Here is a 15,642-nt window from a genome sequence, read left to right on the forward strand (position 1 = left end):
ATTTTCGATCCCGTTGCCAGAAGATATTGTCAGGCGTTCAGTGGGGTGGAAATCATGTTGTCAGCCGAATTGACCATTTCGTCGAAGAACTACTCCTCCTGGTCGCTGCGCGGCTGGCTGCTCTGCAAGATGGCGGGCCTCGAATTCACCGAAGTCGTTGCGCCGCCGGACGAGAAGAACCGCAAGGAACTCCTGCTTCTTTCCCCCTCCGTGCTGGTGCCGCGCCTGACCCATGGCGTGGTCACGGTGTGGGACACGCTGGCCATTGCCGAATACATGAACGAGTGGAACCCGTCTGCCGGCCTTCTGCCCTATGATCAGGCCGCGCGCGCCATCTGCCGCGCCGTTTCGGGCGAAATGCATTCCGGCTTCCAGAACATGCGCTCGGCCCTGCCGATGAACATCCGCACGCGCTACAAGAGCTTCAAGATCTTCTCCGGCGCCCGCCCCGATGTCGAGCGCGTCAAGGAAATCTGGACCGAATGCCTCGACACCTATGGCGGCCCCTGGCTCTTCGGCCAGAACCCGACCATCGCCGACGCCATGTTCGCCCCCGTCTGCTCGCGCTTCGTCACCTATGCGGTCGAACTCGATCCGAAGCTGAAGGCCTATTGCGACCACATCTTCGCCTGGCCGCTCATGCAGGAATGGATCGCCGGCGCAGAAGCCGAGCCGGCGGAGATTGTCGAACTCGAGGTCGAGTTCTAAGCCGTTTCAAAGAGGGCGCTTCGCGCCCACCCCTCCCAAACCCTACCCACAAGGGGGAGGGCTTAACCTGGCCGCACCCTGTTCGCCCAAAAGGCTGAGCGCGACAGAACCCCACCCATCTCCCCCTTGTGGGGGAGATGGCGGCAGCCAGAGAGGGAAGCGGCATATGCCGAAGAATAATGAAAAACCCGGGCTTTCAATAAGAGGCGAAAGGTGCGGATGATTGCAAAAAAATCCGCTGACTTAAAGCCCGACTTCCTTCGCCCAGGGCGGGTTCGCGCCGGCGCGTGACACGGTCACAGCGGCAACCTTCGCCGCCAGCGCCAGTGCATCATGCACATCGCCCTGGTTGAGCGAGGCAACCTGTGCCTTGGTGAGCAGGCCCTTCATCTTGAGCGAGGCGAGAACGCCGGCGTCGAATGTGTCGCCCGCGCCGACGGTATCGACTACCGTTACCTTCTCGCTGGGCACAGTGACCTTGAAATTCTGCGTATAGCCATCCGCACCATCGGCGCCGCGCGTGATGATCACGAGCTTGGCGCCATGGTTCAGCCAATGGGCGGCGAGGCTCGCATGGTCATGGCCCATGCCGAACCATTCCAGATCTTCGTCCGAAAACTTCACGATGTCGGAAAGGGCGGCCATGCGCTTGATGCGCGCCATATGGGCCGGCTTGTCCTTGATGAAGCCGGGGCGGATATTCGGGTCGAGCGAGATGACGCGTTTGTGCGCCTCGCGCGTCAGCAGCGCCTCATAGGCGTCGCCGCACGGATCGGGGATCAGGCTGATCGCGCCGAAATGCATGGCCTCGCAATCATCGCCGAGTTTGGGCAGATCGGTCCGCGTGATCATGCGGCCGGCGGTGTTCTCGTCGTAGAATGCGTAGGTCGCAGACCCGTTGACCAGCTTGACGAAGGCAACCGTGGTCGGGCGCGAGGAGGTGGCGGCGGGCGAAAAATCGACACCCGAAGCGGTCAGCGTTTCGCGCAGCACATCGCCCAGCATGTCATCCGAGAGACCGGTGAAGAAGGAGGTCGGGACCCCGAGACGGCCGAGCGCAATCGCCGTGTTGAAGATCGCGCCGCCGGCGTAAGGGGCATAGGCATTTTCGCCCAGCGTCGTCGTGCGCGGCAGCATGTCGATCAGCGCTTCGCCACAGCAAAGGATCATGAGGTCTCTCCCAATGTGTTCTTCAATCGATTTAATCGAGGCGCGGCCAGAAGCCAAGGCCTCGAAGATTAAATCCGGATGAAATCAGGCCGTCGGCAGTTCCGAAACGCCGCCATGTGCTGCCGACCACTGGACAGGCGCATTGAGGAATTCCTCGACGGAGGCCAGCTTCTCATCGTCGAACAGCTTCTGCTCACGCGCGACCTTTAGGACGTTCCGCCAGGTGGCGATGTGGTGCATGTTGACCTTGCCGTTGACGAAGCGGGCCTCGGCCTCCGGGAAGATGCCGTAGAAGAACAGTGCCATGCCGTGATCGACCACGCCGCCGGCATTGCGCACGGCATTGATGAAGGTGAAGATCGAGGTGCCGGCCGAGGTCAGGTCCTCGATCACCAGCACGCGCGCGCCTTCCGGCATCACGCCTTCGATCTGCGCGCCGCGTCCATGACCCTTCGGCTGCTTGCGCACATAGATCATCGGCAGCGCCAGACGGTCGGCCAGAAGGGCGGCGAAGGGAATGCCCGCCGTCTCGCCGCCGGCAATGCAGTCGAACTGCTCGAAGCCGACTTCGGAAAGCAGTGTGGCGGCTGCAAAATCCATGATGGCCGAGCGGATGCGGGGATAGGAGAGCAGCTTGCGGCAGTCGATATAGACCGGGCTGCGCAGGCCAGAGGCCAGCTTGTAGGGCTCTTCCGGACGGAAATGGACCGCCTTGCACTCCCACAGCATTTTCGCCATCAGATCGGCCATCACGGTCTTGTCGGGGAAGGTGTTCTGGAACATCGCGCGCTCTCCTGCCTGAACCTGTCTTTTGTTCCCGCGCCGGTCGAAAAACCGGGTTCCACTTTTTCGACCGGCGCTCTGGTCGCGCATAGCAGGCAGGACGCGGAAATTCCAGTCCGCTGCGACCCTTTTCGCCCTTTCATCCATTCGCAAGCCGTGGTCATATCCGCCGCAAAAAGGAGGCCGCCATGCTCAATCTCATCACCGATATCGCCGGAATTTCCATCGGCCATGCCACCGATCTCGAGCTTGGCTCGGGCGTGACGGCCATCGTCTTCGACAAGCCGGCCACGGCCTCGGGGACGGTTCTCGGCGGTGCGCCGGGCGGGCGCGATACCGCGCTGCTCGATCCGTCGATGATGGTGGAACAGGTCGATGCCTTCGTGCTCTCGGGCGGTTCGGCCTTCGGGCTCGATGCGGCGGGCGGCATTCAGGCCGGCCTTCGCGCCGATGGCCGCGGCTTTGAGGTCGGCAATGTCCGCGTGCCGATCGTGCCGCAGGCGATCCTGATGGACCTGATCAACGGTGGCAACAAGGACTGGGGCCTGCAATCGCCCTATCGCGACATGGGCTACGATGCCTACAAGGCGGCGAAATCCGGCAGCTTCGATCTCGGCACGGTGGGCGCCGGCACGGGGGCGACGACCGGCACGCTGAAGGGCGGACTGGGCTCCGCCTCGGCCAGGACGAAGAGCGGGCTCACCATTGGCGCGATTGTTGCGGTCAACGCGCTGGGCTCGGCCGTCGTCGGCGAGGGGCCGCATTTCTGGGCCGCGCCCTTCGAGCGCGAGGGCGAATTCGGCGGCCTCGGCCTGCCGTCCAGCTTCTCCGAAAGCGATGTCGCCATGCGCATCAAGGGCCTGAACCTCACCTCGACCACGATCGGCCTCGTTGCGACCAACGCGCAGCTGACCAAGGCGCAGACGCACCGGCTCTCCATCATGGCGCATGACGGGCTTGCCCGGGCCATCCTGCCGGCTCACCTCCCGGCTGATGGCGACACGGTCTTCTCAGCCGCAACGGGCGAGAAGCAGCTGACAAGCGCCGGCGACTATTTCGAGCTTTGCCATCTCGCCACCCTCGTCATGGCCCGCGCCGTGGCGCGCGGCGTTCATGCCGCAACGGCCCTGCCGCAGGCCGGGACGCAGCCCGCATGGTGTGATCGCTTCGGCTGACTGATAATCATCCCTCTCAATGTTCTCACCCCAATGTGATTTTGCGTTGAAGTCGGGATGTCCTAAAGTCCATGCTTGTAAGAGTGCTCCGAGAACCGATTTCCATGAACCGGCTTGTCCTTTTGATTGCTGTCTCCATTCTTCCGCTTGCCGCCGCGCAAGCTGAGGATACGGGTGCGCCCAAAGGCGTCGTGGAGCTTTTCACCTCGCAGGGCTGCAACTCCTGCCCGCCGGCCGATGCGGTTCTGGGCGAGCTTGCCCACCGCGGCGATCTTCTGGCGCTGTCCTATCACGTCGACTACTGGAACTATCTCGGCTGGGCCGACACCCTATCTTCGAAGCAGAATACCGGCCGGCAATACGGCTATGCCGCGACCATGAGCCGCTCGAATGTCTATACGCCGCAGGCCGTTCTCAACGGTCGAACCGACGTCAACGGCGCGGACAAGGGCGCGATCGAGACCGGCTTGAAGAAGCTTGAAGGTGCGGGACAGGGCTTGTCGATCCCGATCCAGGCCTCTGTCAACGGCAAGGAAATGGACATCTCCGTCGGCGCCGGCAAGGGATCGGGCGACGTCGTGATTGCCTATTTCAAGCGCAAGCAGACCGTACCGATCACGCGCGGCGAAAATTCCGGCAAGACGATCACCTATCTGAATAGCGTCACCGAAGTCGAAACGGTCGGCATGTGGAAGGGCGATGCGCTGCAGCTGAAGCTGCCCGTTTCGGTCATGGACATGCGCGAATATGACGGCTGCGCCGTCCTCCTGCAGCAGACAGGCCCGAATGGCGAACCCGGCCCCATTCTCGGGGCTGCCGGCGTCATGGCCTGGACGCAGTAAGACACCCCCAGCCTTCGCCCTTGCATTTTGATGTAAGTCAGGCAAACTGACATGGAAATGTCATCATGCGGAGCGCGGCATTGGACGATCAACCCGATTTGCAACGGGAATCAGCTAGGTCAACGAATTCGGCCGATGTCATCGACCTGCGCGAATATAGACACGCGAAGGATCCACTTCCTGTTACCTTCCATCGGCGCGAGCTGGACATGATCCTCTGGATCTACGGCCGCATGGTCGGCGAGGGCGAATGGAAGGATTACGCGCTCGACCACATGCGCGACGTCGCCATCTTCTCGGTCTTCAAGCGCTCGGGCGAAATGCCGCTCTACCAGATCGTCAAGGACCCGAGGCTTGCCAACAAGCAGGGCGCCTACAGCGTCGTCAACACGGCCGGCAAGGTGCTGAAGCGCGGGCATGACCTGAAGCAGGTGCTGAAGGTCTTCGACAAGGTGCTGAAGCTGGTCGAGACCTGAAGGCTAAGTCCTCACCCTGAGGTGCCGCCCATGGGCGGCCTCGAAGGGTCGTGTTCTGGGCTGGGGACCCTTCGAGGCCTGCGCGATGCGCAGGCACCTCAGGGCGAGGGGCATCATGCGTCTACCCCTGCAATCCGAACGACGCTTACTTCAAATTCCCCGGATACACCCCAACATCTGGCACCGTCTCTGCACCTTCACCCAGAGCAATCTGCATGAACACCGTATCCAGCCATTGCCCGAGCTTGAAGCCGGTCGCGTTCAGCGTGCCGCACATCTGGAAACCTGCCGCGCGGTGAACACCGATCGAGGCGGGGCTTGAACCGCCGATAACGGCGACCATCTGGCGGAAGCCGAGCGCGGTGCAGCGGGTCACGAGTTCATCGACCAGCGCCCGGCCGATGCCCTTGCCGCGTGCGGCCGGCGAAAGATAGATCGAGTCTTCCACCAGCCAGTTATAGGCCGGACGCGTTCGGAAGGCTGACGCATAGGCATAGCCGAGAATGGTTCCGTCTTCGCCTGCCGCAACCACATAAGGGTAACCCCGCCCGGTAATCGTCTCGAAGCGCGACGTCATCTCGGCCTGATCCGGCGGATCAAGCTCGTAGGTCGCCGTGCCGTTGAGGACGGATTCGCGGTAAATCTCTGTAATGGCGGGAAGATCGTGCAGGTCCGCATTGCGGATGGAGAAGGTCATGCGCAGAACTCCAGGCAACAAAAAAGGCGGCCCGAAGGCCGCCTTTCGTTATATCCCAAGTCCGCTCGCAATCAATTGCGGTTGTTGCCGAGGAAGCGGAGCATGAACAGGAAGAGGTTGATGAAGTCGAGGTACAGCGTCAGCGCACCCATCACGGCCTTGCGGCCATAGGTCACTTCATCGTCCGCATCGTAGTACATTTCCTTGATCTTCTGCGTATCCCAGGCGGTCAGGCCGGCAAAGACCAGCACGCCAATGATCGAGATCGCGAACTCAAGGCCCGACGACTTCAGGAAGATGTTGACGATCGAGGCCAGGATGACGCCGAAGAGGCCCATCACCAGGAACGAACCCATGCCCGACAGGTCACGCTTCGTCGTGTAGCCATAGAGCGACAGTGCGCCGAACGAGGCTGCGGTGACGAAGAAGGTCTGCGTGATGCTGGCCGCCGTGTAGACGAGCAGGATCGACGACAGCGAGACGCCGAGAAGGGCAGCATAGGCCCAGAACGTGCCCTGAGCAGCAGAAACACTCATCTTGTCAATGCGGAAGCTCAGGAAGAAGACCAGCGCCAGCGGCGCCAGCATGACAACCCACTGCAGCGGCGAGGTATAAAGCGCCACGCCAAGCTGCGTGAGCATGACACCGCCGCGCATCGTCGCAGCGGCCTGCGACGGATCATTTGTCGTGGTCAGAAGCGTCGTCACGTAGGCGGCGACGCCCGTGATACCGACGCCGAACATCATGAGATTGTAGACCTTCAGCATGTAGCTGCGAAGGCCCTGATCAATCATCACGCCGGACTGCGTTCCAGTTTGGAAGTTGCGAAGTTCAGCCATTGTTTCCTCTCAAAGGGGGCGTTTTGCCCGATTTGCATGTCGGAAAGAGCATTTTTAGGCGCAATCCCGCCATGTTGACTTAGAGCGCCGCACATCCTCACAGAATGCGCAAAGGACGCTCTAATTCTCCAATCTGCGCATCGTGCTTTGCGAAACCCGATGACGGTTTTCGCGCCGATGCGTTGAATATGAGGTGCAAGCTCAAGTTCCGCAAGTCTTCAGAATCTAAATTTCCTGTTACTTTTGCAGGCTTAGCTTTATTTACTATAATTCTCTCAAGACTGGTGCGGCTTTCTGTCCCAGCACCCTCCACGTTCCGATCAGGCCGACGCCGACGGTCACGACGAGAGAGAGGACTGCGGTCAGCACCGCTGTCCACGGGCCGAAACGCCAGGGCAGCGTCATGATCAGATGCACGACGCCGTAGGAGGCGGCAGCCCCGACGATCAGCGCGAAGAGCGCGGTTGCGAGCCCAAGCAGTGCATATTCGAGCGCGAAGGCCGCAATCAGCGTCCGCCGCGTCGCCCCCAGCGTCTTCAGGACCACGGCGTCATGGATACGGGCGCGGTTGCCGGCGGCGAGCGCACCGGCCAGAACCAGGACTGAGGAGATCAGCGCCACGCTGGCCGCGACGCGAATGGCCAGTGCGATCTGCCCGGTCAGCTTCGTCACGGTGTCGATCGCGTCCTTGATGTTGATGGTCGTCACACCCGGATAGGCGTTCGTTACGGCGTGAACGACCGAATTCTCCGCCGAACGGTCGGCATCCGACCCGGTCAGCGTCGCCAGCCAGGCATGCGGCGCGCCCTTGAAGGTCGAGGGCGTGAAGACCATGACGAAATTGATGCCCATCGAGCGCCAGTCGACCTTGCGCATATTGGCGATCTTCGCGGTGATCTGGCGGCCGAGAACATTGACGGTCACGGTGTCGCCGACCTTCAGGCCAAGCTCCTTGCCCTCCTGTTCGGAGAAGGAAACAAGCGGCTGGCCGGTATAGTCCTTGGGCCACCAGGCGCCCTCGGTCACGGTGGCGTTTTCCGGCACGGTTTCCGAATAGGTGATGCCGCGGTCGCCGTTCAGCACCCAGCGCACGCTTTCCGCCGCCTTGATCTGCGAGACGTCAGTGCCGTTCAGCGCCGTCAGTCGCCCGCGCAGCATCGGCGCCTCGACCAGCTTCGCGTCGGGCGCACTCTTCTTCACGACGTCCTGAAAGCCCTGCAGGTCGCGGCTCTGGATGTCGATGAAGAAATAATCCGGCGCGCGCACGGCCATGCTGCCCTGAAGTTCGCGCCGCATGTTGCCGTCGATCAGCGCCAGCGTCACCAGAAGCATCAGCCCGAGGCCGAGCGACAGAACGACCGGGCCGGTGAGCGCGCCGGGCCGGTGAATGTTGCCGAGCGCCAGCCGCACGACGGGCGAGCGGAAGGACGGGCTGCGGCGCGCAAGGGCCGCAATGCCGACGCCGACCAGCCTGAGCACAACAAAGGCGACGATGATGGCGCCGAGGAAATAGAGCGCGATGCGCCGATCCTGCGCGGTGAACACCGCAAGGGCCGCAATGGCGAGGAAAACGACGCCGGCCGCAATCGCGAACGGCCGCGCCGGCCAGCGGGTCGGCTCGAAGCCCTGTTCGCGGAACAGGGCGGTGGCCGGCACATCGCGGGCGCGCCCGAGCGGCAGGATGGCAAATCCGGCTGCCGTCAGCAAACCGAAGAGGGCGGCAATGAGAAGTGCTGCCGGAAACAGCGTCGGCGTCGGATCGACAGGCAGGTATTCGGCAAGGAACCGGTTGGCGATCATCGGCGCGATGGCGCCGAGCACGAGGCCGGCGAGAATGCCGACCGCCGCAATCATCAGGATCTGCAGCATGTAGATCAGCGTCACGGTCGAGGCCGGCGCGCCGAGGCATTTGAACGTCGCAATGACGCCGCGCTTGGAATCGAGATAGGCGCGCACGGCATTGGCCACGCCAGAGCCGCCGACAATCAGCGCAGTCAGCCCGACCAGCGTCAGGAATTCGGTGAAGCGGCTGATCGTGTCATTGAGCTGCGGCGCCGCGTTGCCGCTGGTCGCTATCCGGATGCCGGAATTCGGGAAGGCCGCATCCGTCTTTTTCTTCAGGTCCGCGGGCATCTGCGCGCCAGCCGGCAGCTTCACGCGAAAGACATGCTCGATCAGGCTGCCGGTCTGCACGAGGCCGGCAGTGGCCAGCGCCTCGCGGCTGACGATGAGCCGCGGCGCGAAGGCAAAGCCCTCGGACAGCGAATCCGGCTCCTTGACTAGCGAGCCTGTGATGCGGAGCTTCGCATTGCCGACCAGAAGACCGTCGCCGACTTTCAGCTTCAGCCGGTCGAGGAGGTCGGGCGCGGCGATCGCGCCGAAGGTTCCGTCCTTTTCGGCGAGCGCCTCCGCCGGGCTCGTCTGCGGCTCGAACTGCAGCGTTCCATAAAGCGGATAACCGCCATCGACCGCCTTCACCTCAGAAAGCGTCTGGTCGCTGCCATCGGCCTTGCGCGCCATGGAGCGAATGGTGTCGGAGCGGGAGATCTCGCCGAATGTCCTGAAATAGGCTTCCTCTTCCGGCGCAACGTCGCGATTGTTGATCTGGAAGCGGATGTCGCCGGCAAGAATCGTCTGCCCCTGCTCGCGCATCGCCCCGGTGACGGAGCCCGCCACCGAATTCACGGCGGCAATCGCCCCGGTGCCAAGCGCAATGCAGGCGAGGAAAATGTAAAAGCCGCTGAGCCCCCCGCGCATTTCGCGCAGCGCCAGCCTGAAGGCGAGGCGGAACCGCGTTGCCGCGCTCATGCCTGCACCGTTTCGCGCACGGGTGTTGCTGCACCCTCGATGCGGCCGGAGCGCATGCGCACCTGCTCGGTGCAGCGGGCGGCCAGCGACGGGTCATGGGTGACGAGAAGCATGGTCATGCCGCGTTCGGCCTGCTTGGCGAAGAGAAGATCGGCAATCTGCCGCCCGGTTTCGCCATCCAGATTGCCGGTCGGCTCGTCGGCAATGAGAAGGGCCGGCGACGGGGCAAGGGCGCGTGCAATCGCCACGCGCTGCTGCTCGCCGCCGGACAATTGTCCCGGATAATGCGACATCCGCGCGCCAAGGCCGACGGCCTCAAGCTCCTTGCGGGCGATGTCGAAGGCCTTCGCTTCGCCGGCAAGCTCCAGCGGCACGGCGACATTTTCCAGTGCCGTCATGTTGGGGATCAGGTGGAAGGACTGGAAGACGATGCCGATATTGCGGCCGCGGAAGGCTGCGGTCTGGTCTTCGTTCATCTGATGAAAGGGCGCGCCGTCGATCACGACCTCGCCGCGATCCACCCGCTCCAGCCCCGCCATGACCATGAGAAGCGTCGACTTGCCAGACCCCGATGGGCCGACAATGCCGACCGAGCGGCCGCGGGCGATTTCGAGGTCGACTTCTTTCAGCACATGAACGGACGCGGCGGAGAGCCCGAGCGTCAGGTCGGCCTTTTTCAGGCGGATAATGGTGTCGGTCACGAAAATCTGCCCTATATCAATGGAAGACTGGAACGAAGGTCGGGCCGGCGCGCGGGCCGGTTGGAAAGCAATACGCAATTTAGGGTGACGAAGATGCGTTTTAAAGCGTCGATGGGAATATTGCTCGCAGCCACGCTTTTGTGGGCCTCGCAAGCGGCAGCCAAAACGGTCCAGCTTGTCGCCTTTGGCGACAGCCTCATGGCCGGCTATCAGTTGCCCGCCGCCGATGCCTTTCCGGCCAAGCTGGAAGCGGCGCTGAAGGCGAAGGGCTATGACGTGGCCATCGCCAACGCCGCCGTTTCCGGCGACACGACCGGCGACGGACTGGCGCGTGCCGACTGGTCTATCCCGGACGGAACCGGTGGCGTGATCCTGGAGCTCGGCGCCAATGACGCCTTGCGCGGTCTTGCCCCCGAAGACACGAAGAAAAATCTCGATGCCATCCTTGCCCGGCTGAAGGAACGCAAGATCCCGGTTCTGCTCGCCGGCATCCAGGCCCCGCCGAACCTCGGGCCAGACTATGCCGCCCGCTTCAACCCGATCTTTCCGGATCTCGCCAAAGCATACGGTGCGCCGCTCTATCCCCTGTTCGTCGAGGCTTACGTGCTCAAGCCCGAACTGAAACTGGACGATGGCATGCACCCGAATGCCAAGGGCGTGGACGCCGCAGTTGCAGCATTTCTGCCCACGGCCGAGGCGTTTCTGAAATCGATTCCAGCCCGGTAAGTCAAAAATGTCGCTTGCCTGAAACTATTCGTTCCACAGGGCATTTCCCTTTTGTCTTGCGCATTTCGCAATTGCGTGATTCGCTAGGATCGTTCGAGTAATAGATTCGGGGAGCTCGTCATGCCCAGACTGTTTACCGCCCTCGAAATTCCGCGCAATGCGGCCATGAGCCTTTCATTGTTGCGCGGTGGTCTCCCCGGAGCCAGATGGATAGACGTCGAGAACTATCACATCACGCTACGCTTCATCGGGGACGTCGATAATCGCACCGCAGATGAAATCGTCGATCGGCTCGACCGCATCGACCGGCCCGAATTCTCCCTGCAACTGTCCGGTACGGGGTCATTCGGATCGAAGAAACCGCATTCGGTCTATGCCGGCGTTTCTCCCAATGAGGAAATGTATGCGCTTCAGGCTGAAATCGAGCGGATCTGCCAGCGGATCGGTCTCCCACCGGATCCCCGCAAGTTCACGCCGCACGTAACGCTGGCGAGGCTGCGTTCGTCACGGGTCGATGATGTCGTACACTATCTTGCAGGGCGCGGTGACTTCCACACGGCGCCCTTTCTCGTTCCACGCTTCGTGCTGCTTTCGTCGCGCGATTCCGTGGGCGGCGGTCCTTACCTGACCGAGGAAGTGTTCCCTCTCGCCGACATGTCGGACGATTTCAGCATTTCGGCCAGGGACACGCAGCCCTCCGAGATCATGTGGTAGACGCGCTCGAAATCTGACGCGTCGCCATAATATGGGTCGGGAACGTCAAAGCTCTGCCCGAGCGTCAGCGCGGAAAAGAGATGCACTCGCTCGCGGCCCTCGGCGGGCGCGATGCGGCGGATGTTTTCGACGTTTGAACTGTCCATGCCGAGGATGAGGTCGAAGGTCTCGAAATCGCGCTGGCGTATCTGCCGGGCCTTCAGCTTGGATAGGTCGATGCCGTATTGGGCAGCGACCGCAATCGAACGCCGGTCGGGCGCGTCGCCCTGATGCCAGCCGCCTGTGCCGGCCGAATCCGCCGTGATGCGGGCCGAAAGCCCCTGCTGTGCGACGATATGGCGAAACACGCCCTCCGCGAGCGGCGACCGGCAGATATTGCCGAGGCACACAAAAAGAACCGAAACGTCGTTCATGCGTTTAATCTCCAGAGCAATTCAGCAAAACGTGTGAAGCGGTTTTTCGTTCGCAATTGCGTGACAACAGGAGTTGATGATGGTCAATCGGGTTAAGCTCAGCGAGAGCGAAGTGCAAGAGAAGCTGAAGTCGCATGGCGGCTGGCATCTGGAAGAGGGCGGCAAGGTCATCTCCAAGACCTTCGGCTTCGAGAATTTCCGCGAGGCCTTTGCCTTCATGACGCAATGCGCGCTGATGGCCGAAAAGCTCGATCACCATCCCGACTGGAAGAATTCCTATGCGACGGTGGAAGTCTCGCTCTCCACCCATTCCGCCGGCGGCCTGACCGAGCTGGACTTCCAGCTCGCACTGGAAATGGATCGCGCAGAAGCGCATTACCGGATTTGAAACCGGGCCTGCCGATACATACATCAGGTCCGCCTGCAGTGAGCAGGTTCGAAAGGGCTTCGCATGGACGACATCAAATATGGTGACATCCTGATGCCGGGCGATCCGGACACGCGGGAAAAGCAGTCGGAAAAGGTCCGCAAGGGCTTCTGGCCCGCCTTCAAGCGCGCGGTTCGCGTCCTGCCCTTCGGCGAGGACGTGGTGGCCGCCTATTATTGCGTGCTGGACCCGACGACGCCGACGCGCGTGCGCGGCATTCTGCTCGCCGCACTCGCCTATTTCGTCTCGCCGATCGATTTCGTGCCGGATTTCATCGCCGTGATCGGCTTTTCCGATGACCTCGCCGTGCTGACCATGGCGATCACCTCGGTGCGCGCACATATGAAGCCCGAGCATTACGACAAGGCGCGCGACGCGCTGGAAGATCACAAGACCAGCTGACAGCCGCAACTCGCGCTTCGCGAAATGACGTTTGTCACCACTCGCGAAAGATCCCTGTTGCTTCACTCATGTTCGTTTGAGGGAGAACCGCAGTTCGACGATGACTGCGGTCAACGGAACCGGTTGCGGTCCCGACAGCTCCAACGAACGGACCATCGTCATGCAATACGCCACCCAATATGCCGTCGGCATTGTCACCCACACGCCGCTCTGGGTCTGGCTCATCCTTGCCGGCCTCATCTATCTCGGTCTGCAACGCACCAAGACCCGCGAACTCTCCATCTCCCGCATCGTCGTCCCGGCGGCACTGTTCGTGGCAATTGCGATCATTCGCCTCGTCATGGGGCGTTTTGCCGAGCCGGCCCTTCTGGGTACAGTTGCCGGCCTTGTGGCGGCATTCGGCATGCTCATGCTCGTCAAGCCCGGCCGCAATGCCCGCCGCGTCGGTCCCGGTCGGCTGCTGATCGAGGGCGAATGGTTCTCGCTTGGGCTGATCCTTGCGATCTTCAGCGTCAATTACGGGATTGCGGTCGTCTCGGCGATCAATCCGGATCTCGGAAGCAGCGACAACCTGCGCTTCCTCTATGGCTTCGTGAATGCCACATCCTCCTGCTTCATGATGGGCCGCGCCATTGCCTATCTGAACGCCAGAACGGCTTGAAGGCGATGAACACCGCCCTTCGCGTCCTCACTGTCACCATCGCTCTCCTCGCTGCGATCCCCCTTGTCGCCCTCGGGCTGATCTTCAGCCAAAGCCCGGAAGCGCCGGCCAAGGATGACGACACGCTGAACTTCAAGTCCGTGCTGCCGCCCGAACAGGTCACTCTTCCGCTTCTGCCCTACAAGGCGGAAGACGGGTCCGAGCTTGGCTATCGCTTCATCCCGGCCAAGTCGGACAATGCGCCGCTGGTCATCCTCATCCACGGCTCCGGCTGGCATGGCGGGAGTTATCAATGGCTCGCCCGTCAGATTGCAGGCGAGGGCGATATCGCGGTCGCCATTCCCGATCTGCGCGGTCACGGACCGTCGCCGCAAATGCGCGGCGATGTCGATTACATCGGCCAGATGGAGGACGATGTCGCAGCACTGGCCAAACAATTGCTGAAGCCCGGACAGAAGCTTATCCTTGCCGGCCATTCCAGCGGTGGCGGCTTCGTCATCCGCTTTGCCGGCGGCCAGTATGGCGGGATGCTCAGCGGCGCCGTCCTGCTTTCGCCCTACCTGAACTACAAGGCGCCCACCATGCGCGACAATGCCGGCGGCTGGTCGCAGGCGCTGGTGCGTCGGGCCATCGGGCTTTCGATCCTCAATGGTTTCGGCATTCATGCTCTCGATGGGTTGACGGTCGTGACCTTCCACTTCCCGCGCGCTGTTCTGGAAAGCGCCGAGGGCAAGGCGGCCACCACGGCCTATTCCTGGCGGCTCAACGTCTCCTATGCGCCGCGCCGCGACTATCTCGGCGATGTCGGCAAGCTGCCGCCCTTCCTGCTGGTGGCTGGAAAACAGGACGAGGCATTCCGCGCCGACCAGTTCGAGCCGACCCTGTCACCGGTCAACCCGAGGGGCGAATACCATGTCCTCGACGGCGTCGATCACCTCGGATTGATCAATAACCAGGCGACGGCCGATCTCGTCCGCGCCTATGTCAGCCGGCAGATTGGACGCTGATGGTCGGGTAACCCGAAGGCCATTTTCTCGCAAAACCGATTTGGGCGGGCAGACCGCCCCAATGTCGCCCGATTTCAAATGCCTTTCATCAGCGCAAGGGAAGCGCTTCGCGCCATTCCGGCACGGACTGTCGTGTGGAATATGCCGCTCTCGACCGATTTTGCCGCGAAGCAATTCCTTGTTGACGGTTTGGTAACCCGAATTAAGCTAAATTAATTCAAATCGTCATAAACGGCCGGCATTGCTCGGCTTTTTCGCGTGGACGGAAACAATCGGTAGGAAGTTATGTTCGCAGGCAAAACAGCACTCGCTCTTTCCATCATCCTGGCATCGGCTTCGGCAGTCACGCTTTCCGCGACGTCCGTAGCGGCAAAGGACGCCAAGGAGACCGAAAAGTCGGACAGCAAGAAGCCCGCCGACAAGAAGGCGGACAAGAAGTCGTCCGACAAGAAGTCCGGCGACAAGAAGGAAGCCGCAGCGCCTTCCGGCCCGACCCGCATCCAGCAGTTCAACGCCTGGGGCGCCTATTCCTACACGTCGGGCGCCAGCAAGGTCTGCTACGTGCTTTCGGTTCCGGCTGAAAAGTCGCCCGCCAAGCTCGACCATGGCGACAACTTCTTCCTGGTGACCCAGCGTCCCGGCCAGAACATTTCCTACGAACCGCAGGTCATGGTCGGCTACGCGCTGAAGGCAGGCTCGAAGGTCAAGGTCACGATCGACACCAAGTCCTACACGATGTTCATCAAGGACAAGTCGGCATGGCTGGAGAACGCTGCCGAAGAGCCCGCGCTCGTCGCAGCCCTGAAGTCCGGCCACAGCCTGAAGGTGGACGCCATCTCCTCGCGCGGCACGCCGACCTCCTACACCTATTCGCTCTCCGGCATTTCGGCGGCTCTCAAGCAGATCGAAACCTGCAAGTAAGCCAGACCACCCGTTCCATGCCTTCACAAAGCCGGCCTTAGCGCCGGCTTTGCTGTTTCTGGTCGAGACGTCCCTTTGGATTGAAGGGGCTGACGTGGCGGCAAAATCATGATAGAGGAGCCCGCAAATTGTGAGCGCGGGCGAAATTTACGCCGCGCCGAAGGATAGTCTC

At 61.9% G+C, this 15,642-nt stretch carries 18 protein-coding genes; 11 read left to right on the forward strand and 7 right to left on the reverse strand.

The genetic code is table 11. The features are described from left to right. The first annotated feature begins 54 nt into the window (after window positions 1-54). Entirely contained in the window at window positions 55-708 is a 654-nt protein-coding gene (locus LQK84_RS16175; RefSeq protein ID WP_230829760.1) for a glutathione S-transferase, read from the forward strand. Window positions 709-951: 243 nt separating this feature from the next. On the opposite strand, the gene LQK84_RS16180 is transcribed toward LQK84_RS16175, so the two are convergent. Then, on the reverse strand, window positions 952-1,878 hold the full coding sequence (locus LQK84_RS16180; RefSeq protein WP_230829761.1) for a carbohydrate kinase family protein: 927 nt from the start codon (window positions 1,876-1,878) through the stop codon (window positions 952-954). Between the two features lie 84 nt (window positions 1,879-1,962). Then, on the reverse strand, window positions 1,963-2,661 hold the full coding sequence (locus tag LQK84_RS16185; protein ID WP_230829762.1) for an orotate phosphoribosyltransferase: 699 nt from the start codon (window positions 2,659-2,661) through the stop codon (window positions 1,963-1,965). A gap of 188 nt (window positions 2,662-2,849) precedes the next feature. On the opposite strand from LQK84_RS16185, the gene LQK84_RS16190 reads away from it, so the two are divergent. The 3 genes from LQK84_RS16190 (at window position 2,850) to LQK84_RS16200 (ending at window position 5,154) form a co-directional block, all read left to right on the forward strand. Next, window positions 2,850-3,836 (forward strand): P1 family peptidase, encoded by a 987-nt coding sequence (locus LQK84_RS16190; protein WP_230829763.1) that lies wholly within the window; start codon window positions 2,850-2,852, stop codon window positions 3,834-3,836. 104 nt (window positions 3,837-3,940) lie between these two features. Continuing rightward, window positions 3,941-4,678: a DUF1223 domain-containing protein gene (locus tag LQK84_RS16195; protein ID WP_230829764.1), complete on the forward strand. Its 738-nt coding sequence runs from the start codon at window positions 3,941-3,943 to the stop codon at window positions 4,676-4,678. Window positions 4,679-4,758: 80 nt separating this feature from the next. Beyond that, a complete protein-coding gene (locus LQK84_RS16200; protein ID WP_230829765.1) occupies window positions 4,759-5,154 on the forward strand; it encodes a DUF2794 domain-containing protein in 396 nt (131 codons plus the stop codon). A gap of 145 nt (window positions 5,155-5,299) precedes the next feature. On the opposite strand, the gene LQK84_RS16205 is transcribed toward LQK84_RS16200, so the two are convergent. From LQK84_RS16205 to LQK84_RS16220, 4 genes are all read right to left on the reverse strand, one after another. Further along, complete coding sequence (locus LQK84_RS16205; protein WP_230829766.1) at window positions 5,300-5,851, reverse strand: GNAT family N-acetyltransferase; 552 nt, start codon at window positions 5,849-5,851, stop codon at window positions 5,300-5,302. A 71-nt stretch (window positions 5,852-5,922) separates the two neighbouring features. Then, window positions 5,923-6,690 (reverse strand): Bax inhibitor-1/YccA family protein, encoded by a 768-nt coding sequence (locus tag LQK84_RS16210; RefSeq protein WP_230829767.1) that lies wholly within the window; start codon window positions 6,688-6,690, stop codon window positions 5,923-5,925. A 264-nt stretch (window positions 6,691-6,954) separates the two neighbouring features. Then, the gene (locus LQK84_RS16215; RefSeq protein ID WP_230829768.1) at window positions 6,955-9,498 is read right to left on the reverse strand and encodes an ABC transporter permease; all 2,544 of its coding nucleotides are present in this window, start codon (window positions 9,496-9,498) and stop codon (window positions 6,955-6,957) included. Next, window positions 9,495-10,199, reverse strand: a complete 705-nt coding sequence (locus LQK84_RS16220) for an ABC transporter ATP-binding protein (protein ID WP_230829769.1) — start codon at window positions 10,197-10,199, stop codon at window positions 9,495-9,497. The genes LQK84_RS16215 and LQK84_RS16220 overlap by 4 nt, the downstream gene beginning before the upstream one ends. A gap of 93 nt (window positions 10,200-10,292) precedes the next feature. Here LQK84_RS16220 and LQK84_RS16225 point away from each other — a divergent pair, with 93 nt between their 5' ends. Both LQK84_RS16225 and thpR read left to right on the forward strand, forming a co-directional pair. Then, window positions 10,293-10,925, forward strand: a complete 633-nt coding sequence (locus tag LQK84_RS16225; RefSeq protein WP_230829770.1) for an arylesterase — start codon at window positions 10,293-10,295, stop codon at window positions 10,923-10,925. A 120-nt stretch (window positions 10,926-11,045) separates the two neighbouring features. After that, a complete protein-coding gene (gene thpR, locus LQK84_RS16230) occupies window positions 11,046-11,639 on the forward strand; it encodes an RNA 2',3'-cyclic phosphodiesterase (protein ID WP_230829771.1) in 594 nt (197 codons plus the stop codon). Here thpR and LQK84_RS16235 read toward each other — a convergent pair. Then, window positions 11,546-12,052 carry a low molecular weight protein-tyrosine-phosphatase gene (locus LQK84_RS16235; protein WP_230829772.1) on the reverse strand — a complete coding sequence of 169 codons (507 nt, stop codon included), beginning with the start codon at window positions 12,050-12,052 and terminating at the stop codon, window positions 11,546-11,548. The two genes, thpR and LQK84_RS16235, sit on opposite strands and share 94 nt — an antisense overlap. A 79-nt stretch (window positions 12,053-12,131) precedes the next feature. On the opposite strand from LQK84_RS16235, the gene LQK84_RS16240 reads away from it, so the two are divergent. The 5 genes from LQK84_RS16240 (at window position 12,132) to LQK84_RS16260 (ending at window position 15,470) form a co-directional block, all read left to right on the forward strand. Next, on the forward strand, window positions 12,132-12,440 hold the full coding sequence (locus tag LQK84_RS16240) for a 4a-hydroxytetrahydrobiopterin dehydratase (protein WP_230829773.1): 309 nt from the start codon (window positions 12,132-12,134) through the stop codon (window positions 12,438-12,440). A gap of 63 nt (window positions 12,441-12,503) precedes the next feature. Beyond that, window positions 12,504-12,881, forward strand: coding sequence for a YkvA family protein (locus LQK84_RS16245; protein WP_230829774.1), 378 nt, complete (start codon window positions 12,504-12,506; stop codon window positions 12,879-12,881). 100 nt (window positions 12,882-12,981) lie between these two features. After that, the gene (locus tag LQK84_RS16250; RefSeq protein ID WP_230829775.1) at window positions 12,982-13,542 is read left to right on the forward strand and encodes a DUF6622 family protein; all 561 of its coding nucleotides are present in this window, start codon (window positions 12,982-12,984) and stop codon (window positions 13,540-13,542) included. A 5-nt stretch (window positions 13,543-13,547) separates the two neighbouring features. Further along, a complete protein-coding gene (locus LQK84_RS16255) occupies window positions 13,548-14,549 on the forward strand; it encodes an alpha/beta hydrolase (protein ID WP_230829776.1) in 1,002 nt (333 codons plus the stop codon). A 285-nt stretch (window positions 14,550-14,834) separates the two neighbouring features. Next, window positions 14,835-15,470: an invasion associated locus B family protein gene (locus LQK84_RS16260; protein WP_230829777.1), complete on the forward strand. Its 636-nt coding sequence runs from the start codon at window positions 14,835-14,837 to the stop codon at window positions 15,468-15,470. Window positions 15,471-15,642 lie beyond the last annotated feature (172 nt).

It is taken from the genome of Rhizobium sp. C4 (assembly GCF_021026315.1).
GTDB lineage: Bacteria > Pseudomonadota > Alphaproteobacteria > Rhizobiales > Rhizobiaceae > Ensifer_A.

Excerpts from the sequence above, each read along its gene's own strand:
- LQK84_RS16255 (WP_230829776.1), top strand. The coding sequence starts at position 13,548 with ATGAACACCGCCCTTCGCGTCCTCACTGTCACCATCGCTCTCCTCGCT.
- LQK84_RS16205 (WP_230829766.1), bottom strand. The coding sequence starts at position 5,851 with ATGACCTTCTCCATCCGCAATGCGGACCTGCACGATCTTCCCGCCATT.
- LQK84_RS16235 (WP_230829772.1), bottom strand. The coding sequence starts at position 12,052 with ATGAACGACGTTTCGGTTCTTTTTGTGTGCCTCGGCAATATCTGCCGG.
- LQK84_RS16260 (WP_230829777.1), top strand. The coding sequence starts at position 14,835 with ATGTTCGCAGGCAAAACAGCACTCGCTCTTTCCATCATCCTGGCATCG.
- thpR (WP_230829771.1), top strand. The coding sequence starts at position 11,046 with ATGCCCAGACTGTTTACCGCCCTCGAAATTCCGCGCAATGCGGCCATG.
- LQK84_RS16245 (WP_230829774.1), top strand. The coding sequence starts at position 12,504 with ATGGACGACATCAAATATGGTGACATCCTGATGCCGGGCGATCCGGAC.
- LQK84_RS16190 (WP_230829763.1), top strand. The coding sequence starts at position 2,850 with ATGCTCAATCTCATCACCGATATCGCCGGAATTTCCATCGGCCATGCC.
- LQK84_RS16195 (WP_230829764.1), top strand. The coding sequence starts at position 3,941 with ATGAACCGGCTTGTCCTTTTGATTGCTGTCTCCATTCTTCCGCTTGCC.
- LQK84_RS16175 (WP_230829760.1), top strand. The coding sequence starts at position 55 with ATGTTGTCAGCCGAATTGACCATTTCGTCGAAGAACTACTCCTCCTGG.
- LQK84_RS16215 (WP_230829768.1), bottom strand. The coding sequence starts at position 9,498 with ATGAGCGCGGCAACGCGGTTCCGCCTCGCCTTCAGGCTGGCGCTGCGC.
- LQK84_RS16185 (WP_230829762.1), bottom strand. The coding sequence starts at position 2,661 with ATGTTCCAGAACACCTTCCCCGACAAGACCGTGATGGCCGATCTGATG.
- LQK84_RS16210 (WP_230829767.1), bottom strand. The coding sequence starts at position 6,690 with ATGGCTGAACTTCGCAACTTCCAAACTGGAACGCAGTCCGGCGTGATG.
- LQK84_RS16180 (WP_230829761.1), bottom strand. The coding sequence starts at position 1,878 with ATGATCCTTTGCTGTGGCGAAGCGCTGATCGACATGCTGCCGCGCACG.
- LQK84_RS16225 (WP_230829770.1), top strand. The coding sequence starts at position 10,293 with ATGCGTTTTAAAGCGTCGATGGGAATATTGCTCGCAGCCACGCTTTTG.
- LQK84_RS16240 (WP_230829773.1), top strand. The coding sequence starts at position 12,132 with ATGGTCAATCGGGTTAAGCTCAGCGAGAGCGAAGTGCAAGAGAAGCTG.
- LQK84_RS16250 (WP_230829775.1), top strand. The coding sequence starts at position 12,982 with ATGACTGCGGTCAACGGAACCGGTTGCGGTCCCGACAGCTCCAACGAA.